The organism is Pseudomonas sp. KK18, from assembly GCF_037094675.1.
In the GTDB taxonomy this organism is placed as follows: domain Bacteria; phylum Pseudomonadota; class Gammaproteobacteria; order Pseudomonadales; family Pseudomonadaceae; genus Aquipseudomonas.
The window spans coordinates 5,495,822-5,521,347 of sequence record NZ_CP146605.1; the positions used below are offsets into that span (position 1 = coordinate 5,495,822).

Below are 25,526 nucleotides of genomic sequence, written 5' to 3' on the forward strand. Positions count from 1 at the left end.
TGTCCCCTCGAAAAAGTGCGCCACTTTACCATAAGGGTCCGGTGGAAGGGCTGGCCTGCCCCAGAGCATCCTGTCGCAGGGGCCGCTCTTTGGTAACGCTGTTTTGCGGCGGGCGCTCGCGCCAGAAACGCCGCTGGCTGCGCGCGGCCAGCGGCGGCTGGAAGGTGCCCACTCGCAGGCGGAGTGCGCCTTGCTCGGCACTGTCATAAATCACGCTGCCAACGGCCTGGTAACGCTCCAGCACCTGTGGATGCGGGTGGCCAAACCCATTGCTGCGCCCCCGGGAAATTAACACGGCCTTGGGTGCCAGGCGCTGTAGAAAGGCCCATGACGACGAGCTGCGGCTGCCGTGGTGCGGCGCTTGCAGCCAATCGACAGGAGCGCCCATGGGAGTGGCCAGCAATGCCCGCTCGGCGTCATGGTCAATATCCCCGGTCAGCAACAAGCGCTCGCCATTGGCCTGCAGCCGCAACACGCAGGACATCTGGTTACCGTCCGTCGCATCAGGCCATTGCCATAGCTCGAACCTCACGCCATCCCACTCCCACTGCTCGCCGCTGACACACGCTTGGGTACCGAGCGAGGCCGGCAGCCGTGCCGTCTCACCGCCCACCACACGCTTGACCGGCAACCCTTGGGCGACGGCCAACGCGCCGCCGGCATGATCGGCATCGGCATGACTGAGCAGCATCACGTCCAGCTCTGCGACACCCAGCTTGCGCAACGCAGGCAATACGACACGCGCGCCAAGATCGAACTCACCGGAGCGCGGCCCGGCGTCATACAGCAACGCGTGGTTGCGGGTACGCAGGATGATCGCCAACCCTTGGCCGACATCCAGCTGCACCACCTCGACCAGCCCATGAGGTATCGACTCCCGCGGCGGAAACACCGCCAGCAGCAACATCGGCCAACCCAGCAGCCGAAACGGGACGCCCTTGGGCAGCAATAACAGCACCGCCCCCAGCAGGCTCACCAGCCAATAGCCAATGGGCACTTGCGCCGGTATCCAGGCCGGCAAGTACTGCGCCAGCAGCGCCAGTGCCTTGAACAGCCCGTCCAGCGTGCCGCCCGCCAGCCATAACAACCCCTCTCCTATATAAGGCAGCGGCAATAACACCGTACCCAGTAAGGCCAGGGGCAGCACCACCAGGCTGATCCACGGCACCGCAACCAGGTTGGCCAGCGGCCCGCTCAGGCTGATGGGCAGGCCGAGCACCAGCAGCAGCGGAAACAGGCCGATGGCAATCATCCATTGGGCGCGGGTCCAGGCTTGCCACAAGGGCCAGGGGCCCAATCGGCCACTGAACGCCAAAATCAGCACCGCAACAGCCGCAAAAGACAACCAGAACCCCGGCTGCAGGCTGGCCAGCGGTTCGAGGATCAGCACCGCGTCCAGCGCCAGCAACAGCGGCCACCAGATTCCCAGGTGACGAAACCGCAGACGCCACAGCAATACCAGGCCCACCATCACACAGGCCCGTTGCACCGGCACCTCGAAACCTGCCAGCAGGCCGTAGCCCAGCGCTGCAGCAAACGCCAGGCCGCAGGCCCAGGGCAGCCACGGCAAAGGTTTCGGCCAACCCCCGTAGCGCGCAAGACCGGCGACCAGGCCATAGATCAACCCCGCCAGCAGGCCGATGTGCTGCCCGGATATCACCAGTAAATGCACGGTGCCAGTGGCTTGCAGGACCCGCCAATCCTCGGCGGCCAACCCGGAACCATCGCCGAGCACCAGCGCCGCCAGGCCCGCCTCTCGCCCCTGGGCATCCACTGCCAGCAGCCGCTGGCGAATCCCGTCGCGCCAGGCATGTCGTGCCGGTGCCAGCAGTTGGCCGTCCTTGACCGAGCCGGTGGCGCCAATCCGCTGGGCCAGCAGCCAGGCTTCATAGTCAAAGCCATCGGCATTGAGCAATCCGGAAGGACGCTTGAGAGTCACCGCCAGTCGCCAGCGCTCACCGCTCTTAACCGGTGGGCCGCCGCGCCAGGACACGCGAATGCGCTTGGGAAGCAGGTCCTTGCGTGACCGGCTGTCGGTCAGTTGGAAGCGCACACCGTCGCCCATCTGCTGCGGTAACCCGCTGACACGCCCTTCCACCCAGCGGGTCTGGCCATCCAGATGCGGGGCCAACCGGTCATCCAGCGCCCACTGCGCGCTGAGGCATGCCCAGCCCAGGCCAAGCAGGAAAAACCCCAGCGGATAGGTACGAAAAGGCAACAGCATCAGGGCCAGCACCGGCATCAGCAACAGCCAGCCGCCGGACGGCAACGCGGGTAAAAAACGCAAGGCGAGCAGCCCCAGCGCGAGTGCGAACATCCCTGTTCTCATGGATCTTTCCTTGAAAGCGACCCATTGAGTCTTAGCCGGGCTAGCGGTGTGGCCTATTATTATTTGTCACAAAGTCTGAATTTCACGTTCGTGGAATGCGGGCATACTTGCCCCTCGAACTGACCTGGACCCCTTATGCCACGGCGCTTATTCAAACGGTACATGCCCGATCCGACCAGCATTCGGGAACACAAGTCCTTACGCTTTCTCGGCAAGTTGCTGCATGACCCGAATCTCTGGCACCTCAATCGGCACTCGGTCGCGCGGGCCATGGCCGTTGGCCTGTTCGCGGCATTCATCCCCATTCCCTTGCAGATGCTGCTGGCAGCGGTCCTCGCCATCAGCGTGCGTGGCAACATGCCGATTGCCGTGAGCCTGGTCTGGCTGACCAACCCGATTACCATGCCGCCGGTGTTTTTCTGCACCTACATGACCGGGGCCTGGCTGATGAATGTGCCACCCCGCAGCATGCCCGACGAGCTGACCTGGGAATGGATCAGCGGGCAGTTGTCGACGCTGTGGCAACCGTTCCTGCTGGGCTCGGTAGTACTGGGGCTGGTGATGGCGGTGCTGGGTTATTGCCTGACCATGGGTTATTGGCGCTGGTGGGTGGCCCGACAGTGGAAAAAACGCAAACAGCGCAGGTTGTAACCGTTAGCGCGCCAGCAAGCGCATGTGCACACGTAAACCCTGGCCGGTATTTTCCGCCCACAGGCTGCCGTCCTGACGCTGCACAGCGTTGCGCGCAATGCTCAAGCCCAGGCCAAAGCCGCCGTCGCCGGGCCTTGAGCCGTCCAGTCGAGTGAATGGCGCAAAGATTCGCTCCAACTCCACCTCATCGATCCCGCCGCCCTGGTCTTCCAGCCACAAGTGCCAGTGATCCCCCTCACGCTGCCCGCCCAATTGCACCGTTCCGTCTTGCGCAGAGTGCCGGATGGCATTGCGCAGGATGTTCTCCAATGCCTGGGCCAGCAGGTTCAGATGACCGCGCACCCAGCAGTCGGCCCCCAGCTCGCACTGCAAGCGTGAAGCCGGCCAGCCACTTTCAAAACAGGCGTTTTCCCGGAGCATGTCCCACAGCGCCTGCACCTGGATGTCTTCCTTGGGCAACGGCGCGCGTTCGGTGTCGAGCCAGGCCAGTTGCAGGGTGTCGTCCACCAGGCGCTGCATGCCGTCGATTTCCCTCCCCAGGCGCTCGCGCAGCTGGGTCAGGTCCTGCTCGCTGTCACTGGCCACACGCAGGCGGCTCAACGGTGTGCGCAACTCATGGGACAAATCCCGCAGCAGCTGCTGTTGCAGAGCCACGGTGCCTTGCAGGCGCTCAGACATCTGGTCAAACGCGCGGCCCAACTCCCCCAGTTCATCCTGGCGGCTGGTGGTGTCGCGGGAAAGCCGGGTGCCCAGTTGATCGGCACGCCAGGCGTTGGCCTGCTCTCGCAGGTGGTTGAGAGGCATGATCAACAGCCGGTAGAGGCCGATGCACAGCAGCAGGGTGAACAGGCCGGGAATCACGCCATTGGTGACGATCCGCCAGAACAGCTGGTTTTGCCCGGGCATGAAACGCCGCGGCAACTCGATCACCAGGGAGCCCGCACCCGGGTCGAGCGGGAACGGGATTTTCAACCACGGCAGGCCCTTGGCATGCCGGCTGACGGGCCAGTCCAGGCCGCGCAGGAAGGTCAGGCGCTGGCTCTCCTTGTCCGTCAGTGGGTAGCTGCTCAGGGATTGCAGGTCGTTGCCGATGACCCCCACCCAGGTGCGCTCGCGCTGGCCCAGGGTGTGCAACCATTCGTCCACACCGGCGTTGCCGCCCTTGTTCCAGGCCAGTTCCGCGCCAGCGGCATAACCGCTCAGGGTGGCGCGGGCCTCGCTGGACAGAAAGGCATTCTGCTCTTCCATATACCGGCCCCATGACCAACTGAGCCAGATCATCAGCAAGCAGAACGCGATCAGCAGACAGGCCAGTTTCCAGAATAACGAATGCTTGCCCGGCAGCCGTTTGAACGCGGCTTTAAAGCCCGTCATCGTGACCGCTCAACACATAGCCCTTGCCCCACACCGTGCGCACTTCCCGCTCGCTGTAGCCGACAGCCTTGAGCTTGCGACGAATCTGGCTGATGTGCATGTCCAGGCTGCGGTCATGGGGCGCATAGCCGCGCTGGAACACATGCTGGTAGAGGAAGGCTTTGCTGAGGACTTCTTCGGCGTTGCGGTGCAGTGTTTCCAACAGGCGATATTCGCTGCGGGTCAGGCCGGCCCACTGCTCCCGGTGAAACACATCACACAGCTCGTCATCGAAACGCAGGCTGCGGGCATCGCCGCGCACCGCCGCCAGGGCCGGCAACGGCCGCCGGTCCAGGGCGACCCGGCGCAGGATCGCTTCGATGCGCACCCGCAACTCGGCCATGCTGAACGGCTTGGGCAGGTAATCGTCGGCCCCCAGGCGAAAACCGCTGATGCGATCGGCTTCGGCCCCCAGGGCCGACATCAGGATCACCGGCATCGAATGGCTCTGGCGCAAATGCGTGAGCACCGACAACCCGTCCATGCCCGGCAGCAGGATGTCCATCAACACCACGTCGAAGCGCTGATCGCGGGCCATTTGCAGGCCCTGCTGGCCATTCTGGCACCAGGTCACCTGGAAGCCACACAGGCCCAATTGCTCATGGACATAGGCGCCAAGCACAGGATCGTCTTCAATCGCCAGGATACTGGGTAAGCCAAGTGCTGCGGGATTCATTAGCGTCTGCAAGTCATTCTCAATGACTGATTATTCAAGATTGCCCCCCCATGAGCAACCGCCGCCGGGCGTCCGGCGGCCCAAGGTTTGCCTCAGGTCATTAATTTTGCAAGATTCCCCGCCGCGCAAATGGCTACACTGCGCAGGTGGCGCGGGCCGGATGCCTGCGTGGAATTCGACAACAGTGTGGTAGCAGGAGAGTGGCGTGCTTAAAAGAATGGGGATAAAAGGCCGCGTACTGTTGCTGACCTTATTGCCTACCAGCCTGATGGCGTTGCTGCTGGGCGGGTACTTCACCTGGATGCAGCTTTCGGAGTTGCAGTCGCAGTTGCTGCAACGCGGCGAGATGATCGCCGAGCAACTGGCGCCGCTGGTGGCCCCGGCCCTCGGCACCAGGAACACCGACCTGCTGGAACGCATCGCCACCCAGTCCCTGGAACAAACCGATGTGCGCGCCGTATCGTTCCTCGGGCCCGACCGCACGCCCCTGGCCCACGCCGGGCCGACCATGCTCAACCAGCCGCCCATCGGCAACAGTTCGCACCTGTTGCAGCGCACCGGCAATGACGCCACCCGTTATCTGCTGCCGGTGTTCGGCCGCCATCGCAACCTCGCCGGTGAACTGATCCCGGATGAATCCGACCGCCTGCTCGGCTGGGTCGAGCTGGAACTGTCCCACAACGGCATGTTGCTGCGTGGCTACCGCAGCCTGTTCGCCAGCCTGCTGCTGATCGCCATCGGCCTGATCTGCACGGCGGCCCTCGCCTTGCGCATCAGCCGTACGATCAACTCACCGATCGGCCTGATCAAACAGGCCGTCGCGCAACTCAAGGACGGCAATCTCGAAACCCGCTTGCCACCCCTGGGCAGCCAGGAGCTGGATCACCTGGCCTCGGGCATCAACCGCATGGCCGAGACCCTGCAAAACGCCCAGGAAGAATTGCAACACAGCATCGACCAGGCCACCGAAGACGTGCGGCAAAACCTCGAAACCATCGAGATCCAGAACATCGAGTTGGACCTGGCCCGCAAGGAAGCCCTGGAAGCCAGCCGCATCAAGTCGGAGTTTCTGGCCAACATGAGCCATGAAATCCGCACGCCGTTGAACGGCATCCTTGGTTTCACCCATTTGTTGCAGAAAAGCGAACTGTCACCGCGCCAGCTGGATTACCTGGGCACCATCGAAAAATCCGCCGACAACCTGCTGGGCATCATCAACGAAATCCTCGACTTCTCGAAAATCGAGGCCGGCAAGCTGGTGCTCGACAGCATCCCGTTCAACCTGCGGGACTTGCTGCAAGACACCCTGACCATCCTCGCCCCGGCCGCCCACGCCAAACAGCTGGAGCTGGAGCTGGTGAGCCTGGTCTACCGCGACACGCCGCTCGCCTTGGTGGGTGACCCGCTGCGGCTCAAGCAGATCCTCACGAACCTGGTGAGCAACGCGATCAAGTTCACCCGCGAAGGCACCATCGTTGCCCGCGCCATGATTGAAGACGAACAGGAAGACAGCGTACAACTGCGCATCAGCGTGCAGGACACCGGCATCGGCCTGTCGAACCAGGATGTGCGGGCGCTGTTCCAGGCGTTCAGCCAGGCGGACAATTCGCTGTCACGCCAACCCGGCGGGACCGGCCTTGGCCTGGTGATTTCCAAGCGCCTGATCGAACAGATGGGCGGTGAGATCGGCGTCGACAGCACGCCGGGAGAAGGCTCGGAATTCTGGATCAGCCTGAACCTGCCGAAAACCCGTGACGATATCGAAGACCTGCCCTCCGCGCCGCTGCTGGGCCGGCGCGTGGCGGTGCTGGAAAACCACGAACTGGCGCGCCAGGCCCTGCAACATCAGCTGGAAGACTGCGGCCTGGAAGTCACCCCGTTCAACAGCCTGGAAAGCCTGACCAACGGCATCACCAGCGCCCACCAGACCGAACAGGCGATTGACCTGGCCGTGCTGGGCATCACCGCCAACGACATTCCGCCGGAGCGTTTGAACCAGCACCTGTGGGACCTCGAACACCTGGGCTGCAAGGTACTGGTGTTGTGCCCGACCACCGAACAGCTGCTGTTCAACCCCTCGGTGCCCAACCCCAACAGCCAGTTGCAGGCCAAGCCCGCGTGCACCCGCAAACTGCGTCGCGCCCTGGCCGACCTGATCAGCCCGCGCCCGCTGCGCAGCGAACCCGGCGAGCCCCTGTCCAGCCGCGCGCCGCGGGTGCTGTGTGTCGACGACAACCCGGCCAACCTGCTGCTGGTGCAAACCCTGCTGGAAGACATGGGCGCCAAGGTCCAGGCGGTGGAAAGCGGTTACTCGGCCATCGAGGCAGTGAAGCAGGAAGCCTTCGACCTGGTGCTGATGGACGTGCAGATGCCGGGGATGGACGGTCGCCAGAGCACCGAGGCAATCCGCACGTGGGAAAGCGAACGCCATGGCACACCGTTGCCCATCGTCGCGCTGACGGCCCATGCGATGGCCAACGAAAAACGCGCCCTGCTGCAAAGCGGCATGGATGATTACCTGACCAAACCCATCAGCGAACGGCAACTGGCCCAGGTGGTGTTGAAATGGACCGGGCTGGCCCTGCGCAACCAGGGCCCGGACCGTGGCACCGAAAGTTTCGGGCATGCCACGCAATTGCCGGTGCTGGACCATGAAGAAGGTTTGCGCCTGGCGGCCGGCAAGGCGGATCTGGCGGCAGACATGCTCGCGATGCTGCTGGCCTCGCTGGAAGCGGACCGTGAAGCGATTCGCGTCGCCCGTGACGCCAATGACCGCAACGCCCTGATCGAACGGGTGCACCGCCTGCACGGCGCCACCCGGTATTGCGGCGTGCCGCAATTGCGTGCGGCCTGCCAACGGGCCGAGACCCTGCTCAAGCAGGACGACGCCAAGGCCATGCCGGCCCTGGATGAACTGGACATGGCGATTGCCCGGCTGGCCAGCGAGGCGCGGGTCAGCGCGTAAACTTTCGGGGTAATGTGGACAGGGAGGCTTGCTGTGGCGAGGGAGCTTGCTCCCGCTGGAGTGCGAAGCGCTCCCAGGATTTTGGGGCCGCTGCGCAGCCCAGCGGGAGCAAGCTCCCTCGCCACAACAAGCTCCTCACCACAGCAAGCTCACTCACCACAGACAAGCCCCCTCGCCACAAAATCAGCTTTCCATCATCAAGAAGGAATATTTGATGCGCATCATCCTCTTCAGCAGCCAGACCTACGACCGCGACAGCTTTCTCGCCCAACCGCTGCCCGAAGGCATGCAGCTGCAATTCCAGCCGGCCCGGCTGAACCTCGACACCGTGGCCCTGGCCGAACACCACGAAGTGGTCTGCGCCTTTATCAACGATGACCTCAGCGCCCCGGTGCTGGAGCAGTTGGCCAGCGGCGGCACCCGCCTGATCGCCCTGCGTTCCGCCGGTTACAACCATGTCGACCTGCCCGCCGCCAAGCGCCTGGGCCTGACCATCGTGCGGGTGCCGGCCTACTCGCCCCATGCGGTGGCCGAACATGCGGTCGCGTTGATCCTGGCCCTCAATCGCCGCCTGCACCGCGCCTACAACCGCACCCGCGACGGTGACTTCAGCCTGCACGGCCTGACCGGGTTCGACCTGGTGGGCAAGACCGTCGGCGTGGTCGGCACCGGGCAGATCGGCGCCACATTCGCCAAGATCATGGCCGGGTTCGGCTGCCAGTTGCTGGCGTACGATCCCTATCCCAACCCGCAGGTCGAAGCCCTCGGCGCCCGGTATGTGAGCCTGCCGCAGTTGCTGGGCGAGTCACAGGTCATCAGCCTGCATTGCCCGCTGACGGCGGACAGCAAACACCTGATCAACGCCCAAAGCCTCGCCCATATGCAGCCCGGCGCGATGCTCATCAACACCGGGCGCGGCGGCCTGGTGGACACCCCGGCGCTGATCGACGCACTCAAGGACGGCCAGCTCGGCTATCTGGGGCTGGATGTGTATGAAGAAGAGGCCCAGCTGTTTTTCGAAGACCGCTCGGACCTGCCCCTGCAAGACGACGTATTGGCGCGCCTGCTGACCTTCCCCAATGTGATCATCACCGCGCACCAGGCCTTCCTGACCCGCGAGGCGCTGGGGGCGATTGCCGGCACCACCCTGGCCAACATCGCGGCGTGGGCTGGCGGGCAGGCGCAAAACCTCGTCGAAGGATGATCAGCGGTCACATAGCCGCGCCATGATGGGTAGCGACGCATGATAGGATGCCGCGCCTATTTGGAGGATCCATGGCCGAACACGATTTCCGCTTCAGCTTGCTGAGCCCGCAACACACCCTGATCGAATGCCGGGCCCTGGTGCCGGGCCGTTATCAAGTCACCGGCAACGGTGGCTCGATCAAGAACGGCGACGTTCTGATCGTCACCCTGCGCGGCAGCAAAACCCTGTCGATGCGCCTGACCGTCGAAGGCGATGCGCGCTACTCCATCCGCCCGGCGGGCCAGTGGGTCGCCATGGCCCAGGGGCCGAAATTCGGCGAACTGGAGATTCACACCTGGAAGGTCAACTGCGACAGCTGCGACAACGTGCTGGAGTTTGAATTCGCGGTGGAAACCAAGCTGACCAAGGAGCCGCTGCAACCGGCCGCCACTGCACGGGTTACCGAGTTGGGCTGGGCCACCCTGGGTGACAAGCACCGCTGCCCGAAATGCCAGCAGGCCGCGCAATGAAAGCCCTGCTGATGCTGGCCGTGCTCGGCGCAGGCCTTGCGGGCTGCGCCAGCGACGAGGTCAAGCTCAAGCAGGATCACAGCTACGTGGTGGAATGGATCGGTGAGCGGCCGCTGATGGATTACGCCCACCTGACCGTGACCCTCGGCGCCGATGGCCGGGCCTATGGCAATGGTGGCTGCAACCATTGGTTTGCGCCCTACACCCTGGACGGCGACAAGCTGAGCTTCGGCAAGGTCGGCAGCACCCGCAAACTCTGCGCCGAAGCGCTGATGGAGCAGGAGCACCGCTTCTTCCAGGCCCTGCAGGGCGTGCAGCGCTGGGACATTTCGCCGATCGAACAGACCCGCTTCTGGCCGGCGGATGGCAAGCCGTTGCGGTTGTGGCTGGAAGAAGGCTGATCTGAAGGCGCAACACATCTAAATGTGGGAGCGGGCTTGCTCGCGAAAGCGGTGGATCAGTCGATGTATCCGGTGACTGTCACACCGCATTCGCGAGCAAGCCCGCTCCCACATTTTTTATCCGCGCAACGCCTTGAGCTTGGCCAACACCCCTTCCGCCGTCTGCTCACCCATCAGTTGCTCGCGCACCTTGCCCTTGTCATCAATGATGTAGGTCACCGGCAGGGCTTCACTGCGGGGAATGTCGAAGATCCCGTCCGGGTTCTGCGCCAGTACGGTGAACTTGATGCCCAGCTTCTCGCTGGCGCTCTTGAGCTCTTCACCCTGGACGTTGTCGAAATTCACCCCGAACACCCCCACCGACTGGCCCTTGAGCTGTTCGGCCAAGGCGTTGAGTTCCGGGATTTCGGTACGGCACGGGCCACACCATTCGGCCCAGTAGTTAACCACCAGCCATTGCTTGTCCAGGCGCTCGGCGGCCACTTTCTGACCATATTGGTCAACGCCATAATCATTGCCACAGCCGCTGAGCAGCAGTGTGCCGATGATTGCCAATGCGCCTAACAGTCGCCTCGTCATGGGGTAATCCTTCGTAAAAATGAACGTTGGCTGCGGCCTATCGCCTCTCATGGTTTAAGGACGCGGCGCAGCGCGGGTAGAATACCCGCCACCTTACGCAAGATGCGACCCGCACATGACCGATCTGACGCTTTATCACAACCCGCGCTGCTCGAAATCCCGCGGTGCGCTCGAACTGCTGGAAGCCCGTGGCCTCACACCGACGGTGGTGCGCTACCTGGAAACCCCGCTCGACGCCGCGCAATTGCAGGCCCTGCTGGGCAAGCTGAACATCAGCGCGCGGCAACTGCTGCGTACCGGCGAGGACGAATATAAAACCCTCAACCTGGGTGACACCAGCCTCAGCGAAGCACAGTTGATCGCTGCCATCGCCGCTCATCCGAAACTGATGGAGCGCCCGATCCTCGCCACCGCCGACAAGGCCGTGATCGGCCGCCCACCGGAGAACATCCTGGAGCTGGTTTCGTGAGTGCGCCGTATGTGCTGGTGTTGTATTACAGCCGCAACGGTTCAGTCAGCGAAATGGCCCGGCAGATTGCCCGGGGCATCGAGCAAGCCGGGCTTGAGGCGCGGCTGCGCACCGTGCCGGCCATCTCCAGTGAATGCGAGGCCGTGGCGCCGGACATTCCGGTCGACGGCCCGCTGTACTGCAGCCTCGACGACCTGAAGAACTGCGCAGGCCTGGCGCTGGGCAGCCCGACCCGTTTCGGCAACATGGCCGCGCCGCTCAAGTACTTTCTCGACGGCACCAGCAACCTGTGGCTGACCGGCGCCCTGGTCGGCAAGCCGGCAGGTGTGTTCACCTCCACCGCCAGCCTGCACGGCGGCCAGGAGACCACGCTGATGTCGATGCTGCTGCCGCTGCTGCACCACGGCATGCTGATCACCGGACTGCCCTACAGTGAACAGGCGCTGCTCGACACCAAGGGCGGCGGTACGCCTTATGGCGCCAGCCACCATTCCGGGGCCGACGGCAAGCGTGCGCTGGATCAACACGAGATCGCCCTGTGCCGCGCTCTCGGCCTGCGCCTGGCGAAGACCGCTGCGCTACTGGAGAACGGCCGTGGCCAGGAAGCCTAAGGTACTGCCGCCCCAGGCCTGGCTGGAGCCACGGGTCAAGGCGATGCGGGCGTTGAGCCTGCTGGCGTTCCTGGGATTGGTGGGGCTGCTGTGTGCCTACTACCTGGCGTTCGCCGATCTGCATGGCGCGCGGCCGTGGGTGATTCTGCTGATCGAATTGGTGCCGCTGCTGTTGCTGGCGCCGGGGATGATCCTGGGCAGCGCGCGCGGGCATTCATGGATGTGCTTTGTGGTGAACCTGTATTTCATCAAGGGCGCGCTGGCGGCCTATGACCCGAACCGGCAGTGGTTTGGTGTGCTCGAGATGCTGGCGAGCCTGGCGGTGTTCTGCACGGCGTTGATGTATGTGCGGTACCGGCATCAGCTGAATCGGCGGTTGGCGGGGGAAGGATTGCCTGCCTGAATACACTTTTCGGGCAAAGCCGCAATCAATGTGGCTGGGGAGATTGTTTGAGAGGGAATCCGTTGTGGCGAGGGAGCTTGCTCCCGCTGGAGTGCGAAGCGCTCCCAAGATTTTGGGGCCGCTACGCAGCCCAGCGGGAGCAAGCTCCCTCGCCACAGCAAGCTCTCTCCCCACTGGGTATTTTCGGGCTTAGTGGTTGACGGTATACGCCAGCATCATCGACAACTGGCACATCGGCCGCCCGCTCTCGGCATGCCACTGGTTGAATGCGCCCTGCACCGTGGCCAGGTCCCGCAGGCTGGTGGGCACCTTGTCGACGATCTTCTGCGCATTCAGCGCCGCCACCACGTCATAGCTCGGCACGAACGTGTCCTTGCCCACCATCCGCAAAAAGCGCGGCGCCGACAGCCCGCCCAACTGGTGGCCGTGCTTGCTCAGGTACTTCCACAGGCCGACGATATCGGTCACCGGCCAGTCGGCAATAAACCCGCCGAAGCTGCCTTTTTCCTTCTCGATATCCAGAATCATCTGCGCATTGCGCGGCACGCTCTTGAGCTTGCCCAGGTGACGGATGATGCGCGTGTCCTGCATCAGCCGCTCCAGGTGCTCGGCGCCCATGAGCACGACTTTTTCCGGGTCAAACCCAAAGAACACCTGCTCGAAGGCCGGCCACTTGGCGTCCACCACGCTGTGCTTCAGGCCGGCGCGAAACACCCGCAGCGACAAGGTCGACAGGTAGCGGTCATCGCTGATCTTGCGCAGTTTCGCCGGGGTCAGGGGCACAGGCAGGTGGGCTTCCAGCTCGGCCGCCGAACCAAACCGGTTCAGACAATATTCGTGCAGCCACTTGTAATCGCGCATGCCCTCTCCTAAGGATTGAAATGAAAACGGCGCCCAGGAGCGCCGTCTGTCAGAGCGGTGAAAACACTCAGAGGTTCACTACGTTGACGAAGCGCGACGCCGCACTTTCGTCGATACGCAAGCTGGTGAAGTCGAACAGGTTACGGTCGGCCAACTGCGACGGCTGCACGTTCTGCAGACTGCGGAAGATGCTGTCGACGCGGCCCGGGGTCTTGCGGTCCCAATCCTGGAGCATGTCCTTGACCACCTGGCGCTGCAGGTTTTCCTGGGAGCCGCAGAGGTTGCACGGGATGATCGGGAATTGCTTGAGGTCGGAGTAGGCCTGGATGTCCTTCTCATGGCAGTACGCCAGTGGGCGGATCACCACGTTGCGCCCGTCATCGGCCCGCAGCTTGGGCGGCATGGCCTTGAGGCTGCCGTTGAAGAACATGTTGAGGAAGAAGGTTTCGACGATGTCATCGCGGTGATGACCCAGGGCCATCTTGGTCGCGCCGATTTCGTCGGCAAACGTATAGAGCGTGCCACGGCGCAGGCGCGAGCACAGCGAGCAGGTGGTCTTGCCTTCCGGGACCAGCTCCTTGACCACCGAATAGGTGTCTTTCTCGACGATGTGGTACTCGACCCCCAATGCCTTGAGGTAGGCCGGCAGCACATGCTCGGGAAAACCCGGCTGCTTCTGGTCCATGTTCACGGCGACGATGTCGAACTTGATCGGCGCGACCTTTTGCAGGTGCATCAGCACGTCGAGCATCGTGTAGCTGTCCTTGCCGCCGGACAGGCAGACCATGACCTTGTCGCCCTCTTCGATCATATTGAAATCGGCGACTGCCTCGCCGGCCAGACGACGCAGGCGTTTTTGCAGTTTGTTCTGGTTGACCGTAAGAGTGCCCATGGCGCTTGGATCCGCGAAAGGTGTGTGACGAAAAGCCGGGTATTTTACCGGGATGGACGACCGAGTTCCAATGTGGGAGCGGGCTTGCTCGCGAACGCGAAGTGTCATTCGCCAGGTGTTTAGCTGACCCACCGCATTCGCGAGCAAGCCCGCTCCCACAGTTGACCGCATTCCAATCAACAGACCCCGCCGCGATTAAGCCCAATGTTTACAGCGCAATTTGCTCTAAAGCCCCACACTTTTTCCGGTCATCACTTCCTATACTGCGACATAAGGTCGCACATATATCCAGACCTTTCAGGCCAATTGGCCCGTGGGCGCTCCGCTGGGGGGCGATGGTAATAACGACAGGAGTGACTGGCATGATCCATCACGTCGTGGGACTTTTCACCCACCCCGATCAGGAATGGCGGGAAATTCGTGGCGATAAAGAAGAAAGCATCGGCCACATGTACCTCACCCACACGCTGATTCTCGCGGCCATCCCCGCTGTCTCAGCCTTTATCGGTACCACTCAGGTGGGTTGGGTCATCGGCAGCCGCGCCCCGGTGATGCTGACGGTGGAAAGCGCGTTGTGGATGACCCTCATGTCCTACGCGGCGATGCTCGGCGGCGTGGCGGTGATGGGCGCGTTCATTCACTGGATGGCCCGCACCTATGACGCCAACCCCAGCATGGCGCGCTGCGTGGCGTTTGCCACCTACACCGCGACACCGCTGTTTATCGGCGGGCTGGCGGCGCTGTACCCGCATATGTGGCTGGGCATGGTGGTGGGCACGGCGGCCATTTGCTACACGGTGTATCTGCTGTACGTGGGGCTGCCGACCTTCATGAACATCCACCCGGACGAGGGCTTCCTGTTTTCCAGCTCGGTACTGGCGGTAGGCCTGGTGGTGCTGGTGGCGATCATGGCCTTTACCGTGATCGTCTGGGGGCTGGGCGTAGGCCCGATCTACACCAACTGACGCGGTTTACCCGCAGGAAAAGCCACCGCAAGGTGGCTTTGTGCGTTATGCATGACCATTCGGCGCCTGACAGATTCGGATACACCCTTGTTTGCGGCATACTGGACGTCTCTGGAGATATGTACAGCATGCCCGAGCAACTCAATACCCGCGTCGAAGATTGTTTCCTGCAAGCCGAATCCTTTTTCAAACGAAGCTTCAAACGCCCCCAGGTCAGCCTCAAGCTGCGGGGCCAGAAGGCCGGTGTCGCGCATTTGCACGAGAACCTGCTGCGCTTCAACCCGCAGCTCTACCGTGAAAACAGCCAACACTTCCTTAAACAGACAGTCGCCCATGAAGTGGCCCACCTGATTGCCCACCAATTGTTCGGCGAGCGCATCCAGCCCCATGGCGAGGAATGGCAGTTGATCATGCGTGGGGTTTACGAACTGCCGCCGGACCGCTGCCACACCTATGAAATCCAGCGGCGGCGCGTCACGCGGTATATCTACCGCTGTCCGTGTGCCGACAGTGACTTCCCGTTTTCGCCCCAGCGTCACGGGTTGGTGGGCCAGGGGCGGCGGTATTTGTGCCGCAGGTGCCGGCAGACTTTGGTGTTTACCGGGGAAACCCGCGTCGAGTGAGGTTTGTGGTGCTTGTATGGCCCTCTTCGCGAGCAAGCCCGCTCCCACATTTGATCGCATTCCAACGATGGAACTCGGTTGAATGTGGGAGCGGGCTTGCTCGCGAAGGGGCCGGCCCAGGCGCTACTGAATCACCTTGGCACGCCGCAAATCGTCTATCTGCTGAGCACTGAATCCCAACTCCGCCAACACCTCATCACTGTGGGCGCCCACTGCCGCGCCTATGTGCCTGGCCGCCGGCAAGCCCTCGGAGAACTTCAGCGGGCAGGCGATTTGCGCCTGGCTGGAACCATCGCCCCGCGGCACCTGGCTGACCAGCCCCCGGGCTTTCAACTGCGGGTGTTCAACGGCCTCGCTCAGATTCAGCACCGGCTCGACACACGCATCAATCCCGGCAAACAGCTCACACAGCTCATCAAAGCTGCGTTTCTCGAACTCGACCTGCAGCGCCAGCTTGAGGGCTTTCTGCTGCTCGGGTTTGGGCGATAGGCCCATTGCCGCCAATTCAGGGCGGCCAAGGGCCGTACACAACTGCTGCATAAACGCCGGCTCCAGACTGCCCACCGACAACCAGCGTCCTTCCCGCGATCGGTAATAGTCATAGAAACTGCCGCCATTGAGCACCTGGTTCTCCCATGCCGGCTCCACGCCGCACGCCAGGTAACCGGCACCGGCCATGGCATTCAGGCTGAAGGCGCAGTCGGTCATGCTCACGTCCAGGTATTGCCCCACCCCACTGTGCTGCCGGGCAATCACCGCCGCCAGCAAACCGATCACCGCATGCAACGAGCCGCCCCCCACATCCGCCAACTGCACACCCAAGGGCAACGGCCCGCTGTCCTGGCGCCCGGTGTAGCTGGCAATGCCTGCCAGGGCCAGATAATTGATGTCATGGCCGGCGCGATCCTTGTAGGGGCCGGTCTGGCCGTAGCCGGTGATGGAGACGTAGATCAGCTTTGGGTTGATCGCCTTCAACGCCTCGTAACCCAGGCCCAGGCGCTCCATGACCCCGGGGCGGAACTGCTCGAGGACGATGTCGTAGTCCGCCACCAGTTGCCGCACGATCGCCACCGCCTCGGCCTGTTTGAGGTCCAGGGCCAGGCTGCGTTTGTTGCGGTTCAGATAGGCATGGCTGGCCGACACGCCCTGGTCATGGGGCGGCAGTACTCGCAGCAGGTCCATGCGTGTGGGGGATTCGATGCGCAACACCTCGGCGCCCATGTCGGCCAGCAGCAACGAGGCGAACGGCCCCGGCAGCAAGGTGGAGAAATCCAGTACTTTGAGGGACGCCAAGGGACCTGACATGCGGACTCCGATTCCGATTCGATTGGCCACAGAGTAGGCAAACCCGGCGGTCGGCGGCAATCACATAAACCATCATCCGAAGTGACTGATGCTTCCCGAAGGCATAAAAAAACCCATCCGAAGATGGGTTTTTCACAAACGCTGCAGCCTTACTTGACGGCAGTTGGAGCCGGGCCTTCGGCCACGCCCAGGTCGTCTTCTTCACGGGTGTCGGAGATACCGCGACCACCGGAAGCCAGTTCGACTTTCAGCTTGTCTTCGTCCAGTTCCTTGACCCACTTGGCCACAACCAGGGTTGCAACAGCGTTGCCAACCAGGTTGGTCAGTGCGCGGGCTTCGGACATGAAGCGGTCGATACCGAGGATCAGCGCCAGGCCGGCAACCGGCAGGTGGCCAACAGCCGACAGGGTAGCGGCCAGTACGATGAAGCCACTACCGGTCACGCCAGCAGCGCCCTTGGACGACAGCAGCAGTACCAGCAACAGGGTGATCTGGTGGGTGATGTCCATGTGGGTGTCAGTCGCCTGGGCGATGAACACGGCAGCCATGGTCAGGTAGATCGAAGTACCGTCCAGGTTGAAGGAGTAGCCAGTCGGGATAACCAGGCCGACTACCGACTTCTTGGCGCCCAGGCGTTCCATCTTGATCAGCATGCGTGGCAGTGCGGATTCGGACGAGGAAGTACCCAGTACGATCAGCAGTTCTTCACGGATGTAGCGGATCAGTTTCAGGACGCTGAAGCCGTGTGCGCGGCAGATGGCGCCCAATACCAGCACCACGAACAGGATGCAGGTGATGTAGAAGCAGATCATCAGCTGACCGAGCTGCACCAGCGAGCCTACGCCGTAGGCACCGATGGTGAACGCCATGGCGCCCAGGGCACCGAGTGGCGCGAGCTTCATGATCATGTTGATGATGTTGAACATGACGTGGGCGAAACGATCGATGAAGTCCAGCACCGGCTTGCCGTAGGCACCCAGGCGGTGCAGGGCGAAACCGAAGATCACCGAGAACATCAGCACTTGCAGGATGTCACCGGTAGCGAACGCGCCAACGATGGTGTTCGGGATCACGTTCAGCAGGAAGCCAACGATGCTCTGGTCGGCACCGGCAGTCACGTAGGCCGCGACTTTGGAGGCGTCCAGGGTAGCCACGTCGATATGCATGCCGGCGCCCGGTTGCACGACGTTGACCACGACCAGGCCGATCAGCAGGGCGATGGTGGAGACGATTTCGAAGTACAGCAGCGCGTAGCCGCCGGTCTTGCCGACCGATTTCATGCTTTGCATGCCAGCGATGCCGCTGACAACGGTGCAGAAGATGATCGGGGCGATGACCATTTTGATCAGCTTGATGAAGCCGTCACCCAGTGGCTTGAGGGCCACGCCGGTCTGCGGGTAGAAGTGACCGAGCAAAATACCGATAACGATTGCAACGATCACCTGGAAATACAGGGATTTGTACAGTGGCTGACGAGTCGTCATTGCAAAGTTCCTCAATCGTCCCGTGTGGCAAATATCCGCCATTGCCCACGACACTTGAATTGCGAACCCTCCTGCACTGGAGGGATTTGTTGTTTGAGAGCCTGCTCGAGGCGGTCTCCCTGCGCTCTGTATCGCAAGCGTCGTGCCACTTCTGCTGAAACCCCCTGAAGGCCTTTAGACATCAGCGCTCGGGCGATTTCCAGCTTAAGGTTATGCCTACAGACAGTGGCGGATTTCCGCCTGCTCGCCTGATCTCGTCCTACAATTTGGCGGATATCCGCCTTGTTGCACCCGCCCGGGGTGGCTAACATCCGCCACTCAATGGACGAGGCCCCTCATGCGTGAACGAACCATCGCCAGTCACTACGCCCGAGCCGCCCTCGGCGGTGCTCGCCGGGCCGGCTACGATTATTCGGGCCTGCTGCAGCAAGTCGGCATCACTGCGGAACTGCTGAGCGAGCCCCGCGCCCGCATCGCCCCCGAGCAATTCACCCAGTTGTTGCAAATGCTGTGGCTGGCGCTGGATGACGAATACCTGGGCTTCGCCGAAGGCCCGAGCAAGCGCGGCACTTTCGCCATGATGTGCCACGCGCTGATTCACTGCCGCACCCTGGAGAAGGCTCTGGAACGCGGCTTATTATTTTATAGCCTATTCCCGCAGGGTCCGCGCTGGCGTCTGACACGTGAAGGGGAAATGGCCCGCCTGAGCCTGGACGATTCGCAACTCTGGGACCCGGATCACTTCCTCAGCGAATGCCTGCTGGTGATCTGGCATCGACTCGGCAGTTGGCTGATTGGCCAGCGCATCCGCCTGCACCAGGCCACCTTCAGCTACCCGACGCCGCCCCACGCCGGTGAGTACGACTTGCTGTTCCCCTGCCCACAGGTATTCGCGGCGCCCACCAGCAGCCTGGTGTTCCCCAGCCGCTACCTGAGCCTGCCGTTGTTGCAGGACGAGCGCACCCTCAAGCATTTCCTCGAACGCTCCCCGGCCGACCTGCTGTCGCGGCCGGATGAAGGCGACAGCCTGAGCAGCCAGTTGCGCCGCCTATTGAGCCGCGACCGCACGCCCTGGCCCGACCTCGAAGCCGTCGCCCAGCACCTGCATATCAGCCCGCAGACCCTGCGTCGGCATTTGCGGGAGGAAGGCACCAGCTTTCAGGCGCTCAAGGATGAGTTGCGCCGGGACATTGCGATCTATCATTTGGGGCGGGCGGATTTGTCGTTGCAGGAAATCGCCGAGCAGCTGGGGTTTTCCGAACCGTCGGCGTTTCATCGGGCGTTCAAGAAGTGGACCGGGTTGACGCCGGGGGCCTATAGAGCACAAGAAACCTAGGTGTGTATTGATGCGACTGGCCTCTTCGCGAGCAAGCCCGCTCCCACATTTGACCGAGTTCCACCTTGGGAATGCCATCGAATGTGGGAGCGGGCTTGCTCGCGAAGAGGCCGGCACAGCCAATAAAGATCAAACAGCCGGGAAGTGAATCTTGAACGCAGCCCCACCCAGCGGTGAATCCCCAAGGGTCAGCCGGGCGCCATAGCTTTCAATGATGTCCTTGACCACCGCCAGGCCAATCCCCTGCCCCGGATGCTGGCGGTCGAGCCGCTCGCCTCGCTGCAGGATGCGCGCACGCTGGTCCGGCGGCACGCCGGGGCCATCGTCTTCGATGCACAACTCGGTGCCCTCCAGGCTTTCCTGCAAGGTGATGCGCACTTCGCTCAGGCACAGGCGATAGGCGTTCTCCAGCAGGTTGCCGAGCAGTTCCAGCAAGGCGCCCTTCTCGATCGGCACGTCGCATTCGTCCGGCAGTTCAAAGGCGACCTTCACGCCCTTATCGCGATAAACCTTGTCCAGCGTGTCGCACAGGCTTTGCAGCACCGGCTCCAGCCGCACCTGGTGGCGCACCAGGCCGCTTTTACGCAGGCTGGCGCGCTGCAATTGGTAGCTGATCTGCTGGCTCATGCGTTCGATCTGCGATTGCAGTACCCAGGCCTGGTCCCGATCTTCGGGGCGCTGGGCCATGTCTTCACTCACGCCTTGCAACACCGCCAACGGGGTTTTCAGGCTGTGGGCCAGGTCATCCAGGGAATCGCGGTAACGGGTGCGTTGCTCCCGCTCGCTGTGGAGCAACCGGTTCAGGGAGCCGGTCAGGCGCAGCAGCTCGCGCGGGTGTTGCTCGCTGAGGCTTTCCCGGGTACCGCCTTCGATTTCATCCAGTTCCTGGCTCAGCCGGCGCAGCGCCTGCAGGCCCCAGGTCAGGCCCAGCCACAACAGGGTCAGCAGCACCAGCAAGGCGGCGCCGAAGCCCAGGTAGAGGTTTTCCCGCAGGCCTTCGAGGGTCAGTTGGTATTCACGCACCGGTTGCAGGGCGACGATACTGAACGCCGCGCTCTTGCCGCCCAGCAGCTTGACCTCGACGTCATAGACAAAAAATTCCTGGCCGTTGGCCTCGCGTATCCGCGCAAATTCGTTGCCGCGCCCGTCATAGCGCGGCTTGTAGTTGATGTTCTCTTCCTGTGTGGCGCGCGACCGCCAGACCAGATGGCCTTCGCGGTCATAGATGTAGCCCAGCAGGCGGCTGTCGGTGAGGTTGAAACGCTCGTCCGGCAGCTGCGCGGGCATCAGCAGGCGATTGTTTTCAACCCGGGCAGCCGAAATCAGCGTGGTGACATCCGACGCCAGGCGCTGCTCGATGGAGTCCTGCAGGGCCAGGCTGAAGGCGCCCTGCATGGCCGGCAACAAGGCCAGCATAAACAGCACGGCCAGGATGGTGGCCGCGAGCATCAAACGTACACGTAGCGAGCGAATCAACGGCAGCGCTCATTGAACAGGTAGCCCAGGCCACGCACGGTGTCGATCGGCTTGAAACCCGCCGGGCCTTCCAGCTTGCGGCGCAGGCGGCCCACCAGCACTTCGATCACGTTCGGATCGCGCTCGTCGTCATCGGGGTAGAGCTGTTCCATCAGGCGGTCCTTGGCGACCACTTGCTGGTGATGCCGCATCAGGTATTCGAGGATGCGGTATTCGTAGGCGGTCAGCGCCAGTGGCTGTTCGTCGAGGGACGCCTGCTTGCGATTGAGGTCCAGCAGCAACGGCCCGGCGACGATGGTGGATTGGGTGAAACCGCTGGAGCGGCGCAACAGTGCGTTCATCCGCGCTTCCAGCTCTTCGAACTGGAACGGCTTGACCACGTAGTCGTCGGCACCTGCTGCCAGGCCTTCAACCTTGTCCTGCCAGTTGCCACGGGCGGTCAGGATCAGGATCGGGAAGGTCTTGGCCTGGGCGCGCAATTGGCGGATCAGGTCCAGGCCGCCCATGCCGGGCAGGCCCAAATCGATGATCGCCAGGTCGTGGTTGAATTGCCCGGTCTGGTACAGCGCCTCTTCGGCGTTGGCGACGGCCTCGACCACGTGACCGCTGTCGGTAAGGCGGGTCAACAGGTGATGGCGCAGCAACGCCTCATCTTCGACAACCAGCAATTTCATAAAGCTCTCCAAGGCAAATCAACTTTCCAACTGGGGTATATCATAGCGGCCCTGCAGGTCTTGCTGGCGCAATTTACTGCCGTTGAAGTGACCTGACAGGTTTTCGTTGCCCACGCGATAGTCTGACTGCGGGGTGTGCTGGCCCAGGGACTGGCCCCATGGAGCCGCCTGTTCACCGGCATCTTCGAAGCTCACCCGCTGGAGAAGGCTGTAGGGCTTTTTGCTCTTCTCCTTGGAGAAACCCGCGAAACTCGAATCAGAGGCCTGGACGCCAGCGGTGGCGCTGAGCATGGTTAAGGCCAACATCAGCTTCTTGATCGCAGTCATGGTGCTACCTCATACGCTTGGGCTTTGGGTACGGGGCCAGACTACGCAGACGCCCCTGAACTCCCCCTGAACACTCTCTGAACCTGGGCTGAACCGAGGCCGGCTACTGTGTAAAGAGTTATTTACGTATCCCCGGCCGCAGGCTATCCAGCGGCCCTGCAACTCGGCAAAATACCCGGCATGAATTCCCTACCCGCCTGCTGCACCCCACTTGACGCCCATTGGCCGTTGCCCGATGCCTTGCCCGGCACGGTCTTGCTGAGCACCCGTTTTGACCCGGCCCTGCTGACCATCGGCGATTTCCAGCGCAGCGCCGTGCCGCCACCCGCGAGCATCCAGCGTTCGGTGGCCAAGCGGCAGGCGGAGTTCCTGGCCGGTCGCCTGTGCGCCCGCGCGGCCCTGCAACAGCTGGACGGGCTGGATTGCGTGCCGGCGATCGGCGAGGACCGCGCGCCGGTCTGGCCCGCGCACATCAGCGGTTCGATCACCCACAGCACCGGCCATGCAGCGGCCATCGTCGCCCACAAGACACAGTGGCGCGGGCTGGGGATGGACCTGGAGAACCTGCTGCCCCTGGAGCGGGCGGAACGCCTGGCCGGGGAAATTCTCACTCCGGATGAATTGCTGCGCATGGCCGCCGGGCCGCGGGAGCAGGTTGCACAACTGGTGACGCTGACGTTTTCGGCGAAAGAGAGCCTGTTCAAGGCGCTCTACCCGATCGTGCAGAAGCGCTTTTATTTTGAGCATGCCGAGTTGCTGGAGTGGTCGGATACCGGCCATGCGCGGCTGCGGTTGCTGACGGACCTGTCCGCAGAATGGTGCCATGGCAAGGAACTGGAGGCGCAGTTTGCGGTGGATGAGGGGCAGTTGTTGAGCCTGGTGGCCGTCCAGGCCTAGACCTTCTCCTGATCCCGTGGCCAACTCAGGCTGAAACACGCGCCACCCAGATTGTTGCTCTTGCTGATCAACGCCCGGCCGCCGTGCCAATAGATGATCCGCCGCACAATGGATAACCCCAGGCCGTGCCCACCCGACGCGCGGGTCCGGCTGTCATCCAGGCGCAGGAACGGCGTGAAAATCCGCTCCCAGGCACTTTCCGGTACGCCCGGCCCGTCGTCTTCCACGTCGATGCGGCAACGCACCTGGCCCACCTGGTAACTGATCAGCACCTGCCCCTGGGCGTGGCGCATGGCGTTGCTCACCAGGTTTTGCAGGGCACGGTGCAGGTAGCGCGGCTCGGCCTCCACCCATGCATCATCCCAATGCGCCGAGGACAGGCAGATGCCCCGCGCCACGTTGATTTCCGGGCGCAGCGGTGACAGTTCATCAATCACCTGATCCAGCAACGCATTGAGGTCGACCCGCTGGAAATTCAGTGCCGGCGCCCCCTGTTCCAGCCGCGCGTAGGTGAGCATTTCGTCCACCAGGCCATCGAGGTCCTGGATGTCGCTGTCCATGCCCTCCATATACTTGCGCCGCGCTTCAGGCGTGGCCGCGTCGCCGATCATCTCCAGGCCGAACCGCAGGCGCGCCACCGGGGTGCGCAGTTCGTGGGACACCGCCCGCACCAGTTCGCGCTGAATTGCCAACAGGCGTTGCAGGTGCTCGGCCATGCCATTGAACGCTGCCGCCAGGCGCCCCACCGAATCGGCGCCGCGGGCCGGCACCCGCACTTCCAGGCTGCCTTTGGCGATGCGCGTGGCGGCGGCTTCCAGGCCACTCAGACGCCGCTCCAGCTGGCGCACCAATAAATAGACGATCAAGCCGATCAAGGTCAGGCTGATCAGCGCAATCAGGATCAGCCATTGCGCCGGGTACGGATTCATCTGATACAGCGGGCCGATTTCCAGGACCCACGGCGTGCCGACCATGCCGGCAAATACCCGGATCGAATCCCCGCCCTTGCCCAGGGCCATCACGGTATCGCCTTCGGACACGCGGCGGCGCTGGTCTTCGTCCATATCAGCCTGATTGAGCATCACCAGGTGCATCTCGAAACCAAAGCCCTTGGCTTCCTTCAGGTCTGCGAGTTTCTGCGGTTGCTCCGCCACCGGGAAACGCACCAGCTCATCGGCCAGCAGGTAAATCGTCGCGCGGGCCAGTTGTTCGCTGATTTGCTGCACCTCACCGGTCAGCAACAGTTGCTCCTGGTCACTGACCAAGCGCAGTACCCTGGCCGCATGAGGCCCGGTTTGCTCCACCAACACCTGGCCGCGTTGCAGACGGGTACGCTGGGTCAGGTCCAGGTGCGCCTCGGCCACGGTCTGCAATTGCAGCGGGATACCCAGCAAGCGCTCCCACACTGCCAGGGCACGGCGGCGCTCGATGGCACTCATGGGTTGCAGGTTGTCGCCCATCAGCGCGAAGGTGCCGTGGGCCAGGCGCTCGCGGTACTGGCCGCTGCGCACTTCATTGAGCAGGTGCAAGGCCAGTACGCCGAGCAACGCCACCAGAATCAGCGCCGCGCACATGCCGCCGTAGATGCGCAGGAAGATTGAGTTCACGGCGTCAGGTCAGCCGCAGCTTCGGGGACGAACAGGTAGCCTTTGCTGCGAATGGTCTTGATCAGGCGTGGGTGGATCGGGTCGTCGCCGATTTTCGGGCGGATGCGCGAGATGCGCACGTCGATGGAGCGGTCCTGGCCGTCATAGCCAATGCCGCGCAAGGCGGTGAAGATTTCTTCCCGGGACAGGATCCGCCCGGCATTCGCCACCAGCAACCACAGCAGGTCGAATTCGGCGCTGGTCAGTTCGATGCCGCCCTCATGCAGCCAGGCTTCACGCAGGGCGTTGTCCACCACCAGCGGGCCGAATTGCAGGCGCCGCTGTTTTTCGGGGAGTGCCGGCTCGACGCTTTCGCTGCGCCGCAGCAGGGCCTGGATGCGTGCCAGCAACAGGCGAGGACGCACGGGTTTGCACACGTAATCGTCGGCGCCCATGTCCAGGCCCAGCACCTGGTCCATGTCGTCGGTGCGCGCGGTGAGCATCAGGATCACCCCGTCGTAGCGCTCGCGCACCTTGCGGCAAATGCTCAGGCCGTCTTCACCGGGCAACATCAGGTCGAGGATCACCAGGTCCGGCTGCTCGGCGATGATCCGCGCCGCCGCGAGGGCGCCATTGCCTTCCACCGACACCCGCAAGCCGTTGCTCTCCAGGTAGTCACGGGTCAACTCGGCCAGTCGCTCGTCGTCCTCGACAATCAATACCTGCCAGGCTTCTTGCTCCATGCGTTACCTCGGTTCTAATTATTGTAGGGGCGGGTTTGCCCGAGAAAACTCGAGGGCGCCGCGTTTATTCAGGTTTCCAGCGTCATCGTTGACGTCCTTCGCGGGCAAGCCCGCTCCTACAGTTGTCATGTAGGCGAGGCATAA

The 25,526-nt window shown here is 62.8% G+C and carries 25 protein-coding genes; 12 read left to right on the forward strand and 13 right to left on the reverse strand.

What is annotated here, in order from left to right; genetic code table 11:
• Window positions 1–25 precede the first annotated feature (25 nt).
• Window positions 26–2,317 carry a DNA internalization-related competence protein ComEC/Rec2 gene (locus V6607_RS24715; RefSeq protein WP_134327692.1) on the reverse strand — a complete coding sequence of 764 codons (2,292 nt, stop codon included), beginning with the start codon at window positions 2,315–2,317 and terminating at the stop codon, window positions 26–28.
• Window positions 2,318–2,464: 147 nt separating this feature from the next.
• Here V6607_RS24715 and V6607_RS24720 point away from each other — a divergent pair, with 147 nt between their 5' ends.
• Window positions 2,465–2,980 carry a DUF2062 domain-containing protein gene (locus V6607_RS24720; protein ID WP_004371367.1) on the forward strand — a complete coding sequence of 172 codons (516 nt, stop codon included), beginning with the start codon at window positions 2,465–2,467 and terminating at the stop codon, window positions 2,978–2,980.
• A 3-nt stretch (window positions 2,981–2,983) separates the two neighbouring features.
• Here V6607_RS24720 and V6607_RS24725 read toward each other — a convergent pair whose 3' ends face one another.
• Together V6607_RS24725 and V6607_RS24730 are read right to left on the reverse strand one after the other, a co-directional pair.
• A complete protein-coding gene (locus V6607_RS24725; RefSeq protein WP_008434990.1) occupies window positions 2,984–4,354 on the reverse strand; it encodes a sensor histidine kinase in 1,371 nt (456 codons plus the stop codon).
• Entirely contained in the window at window positions 4,341–5,069 is a 729-nt protein-coding gene (locus V6607_RS24730; RefSeq protein WP_004371371.1) for a response regulator transcription factor, read from the reverse strand. Before V6607_RS24730 ends, V6607_RS24725 begins: the two co-directional genes overlap by 14 nt.
• A gap of 205 nt (window positions 5,070–5,274) precedes the next feature.
• Between V6607_RS24730 and V6607_RS24735 the strand changes: the two genes are divergently transcribed.
• The 4 genes from V6607_RS24735 to V6607_RS24750 all read left to right on the forward strand — a co-directional run bounded on the left by V6607_RS24735 (window position 5,275) and on the right by V6607_RS24750 (window position 10,151).
• Window positions 5,275–8,034, forward strand: coding sequence for a response regulator (locus tag V6607_RS24735; protein WP_338741277.1), 2,760 nt, complete (start codon window positions 5,275–5,277; stop codon window positions 8,032–8,034).
• A gap of 214 nt (window positions 8,035–8,248) precedes the next feature.
• Window positions 8,249–9,238, forward strand: a complete 990-nt coding sequence (locus V6607_RS24740; protein WP_008434996.1) for a 2-hydroxyacid dehydrogenase — start codon at window positions 8,249–8,251, stop codon at window positions 9,236–9,238.
• 71 nt (window positions 9,239–9,309) lie between these two features.
• The gene (locus V6607_RS24745) at window positions 9,310–9,750 is read left to right on the forward strand and encodes a hypothetical protein (RefSeq protein WP_004371378.1); all 441 of its coding nucleotides are present in this window, start codon (window positions 9,310–9,312) and stop codon (window positions 9,748–9,750) included.
• Window positions 9,747–10,151 (forward strand): META domain-containing protein, encoded by a 405-nt coding sequence (locus V6607_RS24750; protein WP_004371380.1) that lies wholly within the window; start codon window positions 9,747–9,749, stop codon window positions 10,149–10,151. Before V6607_RS24745 ends, V6607_RS24750 begins: the two co-directional genes overlap by 4 nt.
• Before the next feature lie 117 nt (window positions 10,152–10,268).
• On the opposite strand, the gene V6607_RS24755 is transcribed toward V6607_RS24750, so the two are convergent.
• Entirely contained in the window at window positions 10,269–10,730 is a 462-nt protein-coding gene (locus V6607_RS24755; protein WP_004371382.1) for a TlpA disulfide reductase family protein, read from the reverse strand.
• Between the two features lie 115 nt (window positions 10,731–10,845).
• On the opposite strand from V6607_RS24755, the gene arsC reads away from it, so the two are divergent.
• The 3 genes from arsC to V6607_RS24770 are packed head-to-tail and all read left to right on the forward strand — an operon-like array spanning window position 10,846 to window position 12,213.
• Complete coding sequence (gene arsC / locus V6607_RS24760) at window positions 10,846–11,199, forward strand: arsenate reductase (glutaredoxin) (protein WP_008435325.1); 354 nt, start codon at window positions 10,846–10,848, stop codon at window positions 11,197–11,199.
• Entirely contained in the window at window positions 11,196–11,810 is a 615-nt protein-coding gene (wrbA, locus tag V6607_RS24765) for an NAD(P)H:quinone oxidoreductase (protein ID WP_004371390.1), read from the forward strand. The genes arsC and wrbA overlap by 4 nt, the downstream gene beginning before the upstream one ends.
• Window positions 11,794–12,213, forward strand: coding sequence for a DUF2069 domain-containing protein (locus tag V6607_RS24770; protein ID WP_102604978.1), 420 nt, complete (start codon window positions 11,794–11,796; stop codon window positions 12,211–12,213). Before wrbA ends, V6607_RS24770 begins: the two co-directional genes overlap by 17 nt.
• A 189-nt stretch (window positions 12,214–12,402) precedes the next feature.
• Here V6607_RS24770 and V6607_RS24775 read toward each other — a convergent pair whose 3' ends face one another.
• Together V6607_RS24775 and ttcA are read right to left on the reverse strand one after the other, a co-directional pair.
• Window positions 12,403–13,074, reverse strand: coding sequence for a DNA-3-methyladenine glycosylase I (locus tag V6607_RS24775; protein ID WP_004371396.1), 672 nt, complete (start codon window positions 13,072–13,074; stop codon window positions 12,403–12,405).
• A 67-nt stretch (window positions 13,075–13,141) separates the two neighbouring features.
• The gene (gene ttcA, locus V6607_RS24780) at window positions 13,142–13,966 is read right to left on the reverse strand and encodes a tRNA 2-thiocytidine(32) synthetase TtcA (protein ID WP_102604979.1); all 825 of its coding nucleotides are present in this window, start codon (window positions 13,964–13,966) and stop codon (window positions 13,142–13,144) included.
• 362 nt (window positions 13,967–14,328) lie between these two features.
• Between ttcA and V6607_RS24785 the strand changes: the two genes are divergently transcribed.
• Window positions 14,329–14,931, forward strand: coding sequence for a Yip1 family protein (locus V6607_RS24785; RefSeq protein ID WP_004371402.1), 603 nt, complete (start codon window positions 14,329–14,331; stop codon window positions 14,929–14,931).
• Window positions 14,932–15,059: 128 nt separating this feature from the next.
• Complete coding sequence (locus V6607_RS24790; protein WP_004371405.1) at window positions 15,060–15,554, forward strand: SprT family zinc-dependent metalloprotease; 495 nt, start codon at window positions 15,060–15,062, stop codon at window positions 15,552–15,554.
• Between the two features lie 123 nt (window positions 15,555–15,677).
• Here V6607_RS24790 and V6607_RS24795 read toward each other — a convergent pair whose 3' ends face one another.
• Both V6607_RS24795 and V6607_RS24800 read right to left on the reverse strand, forming a co-directional pair.
• The gene (locus V6607_RS24795; protein WP_102604980.1) at window positions 15,678–16,859 is read right to left on the reverse strand and encodes a CaiB/BaiF CoA-transferase family protein; all 1,182 of its coding nucleotides are present in this window, start codon (window positions 16,857–16,859) and stop codon (window positions 15,678–15,680) included.
• Window positions 16,860–17,008: 149 nt separating this feature from the next.
• Window positions 17,009–18,343 carry a dicarboxylate/amino acid:cation symporter gene (locus V6607_RS24800; protein ID WP_008435307.1) on the reverse strand — a complete coding sequence of 445 codons (1,335 nt, stop codon included), beginning with the start codon at window positions 18,341–18,343 and terminating at the stop codon, window positions 17,009–17,011.
• Window positions 18,344–18,680: 337 nt separating this feature from the next.
• Between V6607_RS24800 and V6607_RS24805 the strand changes: the two genes are divergently transcribed.
• Window positions 18,681–19,679, forward strand: coding sequence for an AraC family transcriptional regulator (locus tag V6607_RS24805; protein WP_003214223.1), 999 nt, complete (start codon window positions 18,681–18,683; stop codon window positions 19,677–19,679).
• 129 nt (window positions 19,680–19,808) lie between these two features.
• Here V6607_RS24805 and V6607_RS24810 read toward each other — a convergent pair whose 3' ends face one another.
• Genes V6607_RS24810 through V6607_RS24820 form a run of 3 tightly spaced genes read right to left on the reverse strand, consistent with a single transcriptional unit; the run spans window position 19,809 to window position 22,156 of the window.
• Entirely contained in the window at window positions 19,809–21,155 is a 1,347-nt protein-coding gene (locus V6607_RS24810) for an ATP-binding protein (RefSeq protein ID WP_023659245.1), read from the reverse strand.
• A complete protein-coding gene (locus V6607_RS24815; RefSeq protein ID WP_003214228.1) occupies window positions 21,152–21,829 on the reverse strand; it encodes a response regulator transcription factor in 678 nt (225 codons plus the stop codon). Before V6607_RS24815 ends, V6607_RS24810 begins: the two co-directional genes overlap by 4 nt.
• A gap of 18 nt (window positions 21,830–21,847) precedes the next feature.
• A complete protein-coding gene (locus V6607_RS24820) occupies window positions 21,848–22,156 on the reverse strand; it encodes a hypothetical protein (protein WP_003214230.1) in 309 nt (102 codons plus the stop codon).
• Window positions 22,157–22,336: 180 nt separating this feature from the next.
• Between V6607_RS24820 and V6607_RS24825 the strand changes: the two genes are divergently transcribed.
• Window positions 22,337–23,053 (forward strand): 4'-phosphopantetheinyl transferase, encoded by a 717-nt coding sequence (locus tag V6607_RS24825; protein WP_102604981.1) that lies wholly within the window; start codon window positions 22,337–22,339, stop codon window positions 23,051–23,053.
• On the opposite strand, the gene V6607_RS24830 is transcribed toward V6607_RS24825, so the two are convergent.
• A complete protein-coding gene (locus V6607_RS24830; RefSeq protein ID WP_008435298.1) occupies window positions 23,050–24,660 on the reverse strand; it encodes an ATP-binding protein in 1,611 nt (536 codons plus the stop codon). The two genes, V6607_RS24825 and V6607_RS24830, sit on opposite strands and share 4 nt — an antisense overlap.
• Complete coding sequence (locus V6607_RS24835; protein WP_008435295.1) at window positions 24,657–25,382, reverse strand: response regulator; 726 nt, start codon at window positions 25,380–25,382, stop codon at window positions 24,657–24,659. The genes V6607_RS24830 and V6607_RS24835 overlap by 4 nt, the downstream gene beginning before the upstream one ends.
• Window positions 25,383–25,526: the final 144 nt, after the last annotated feature.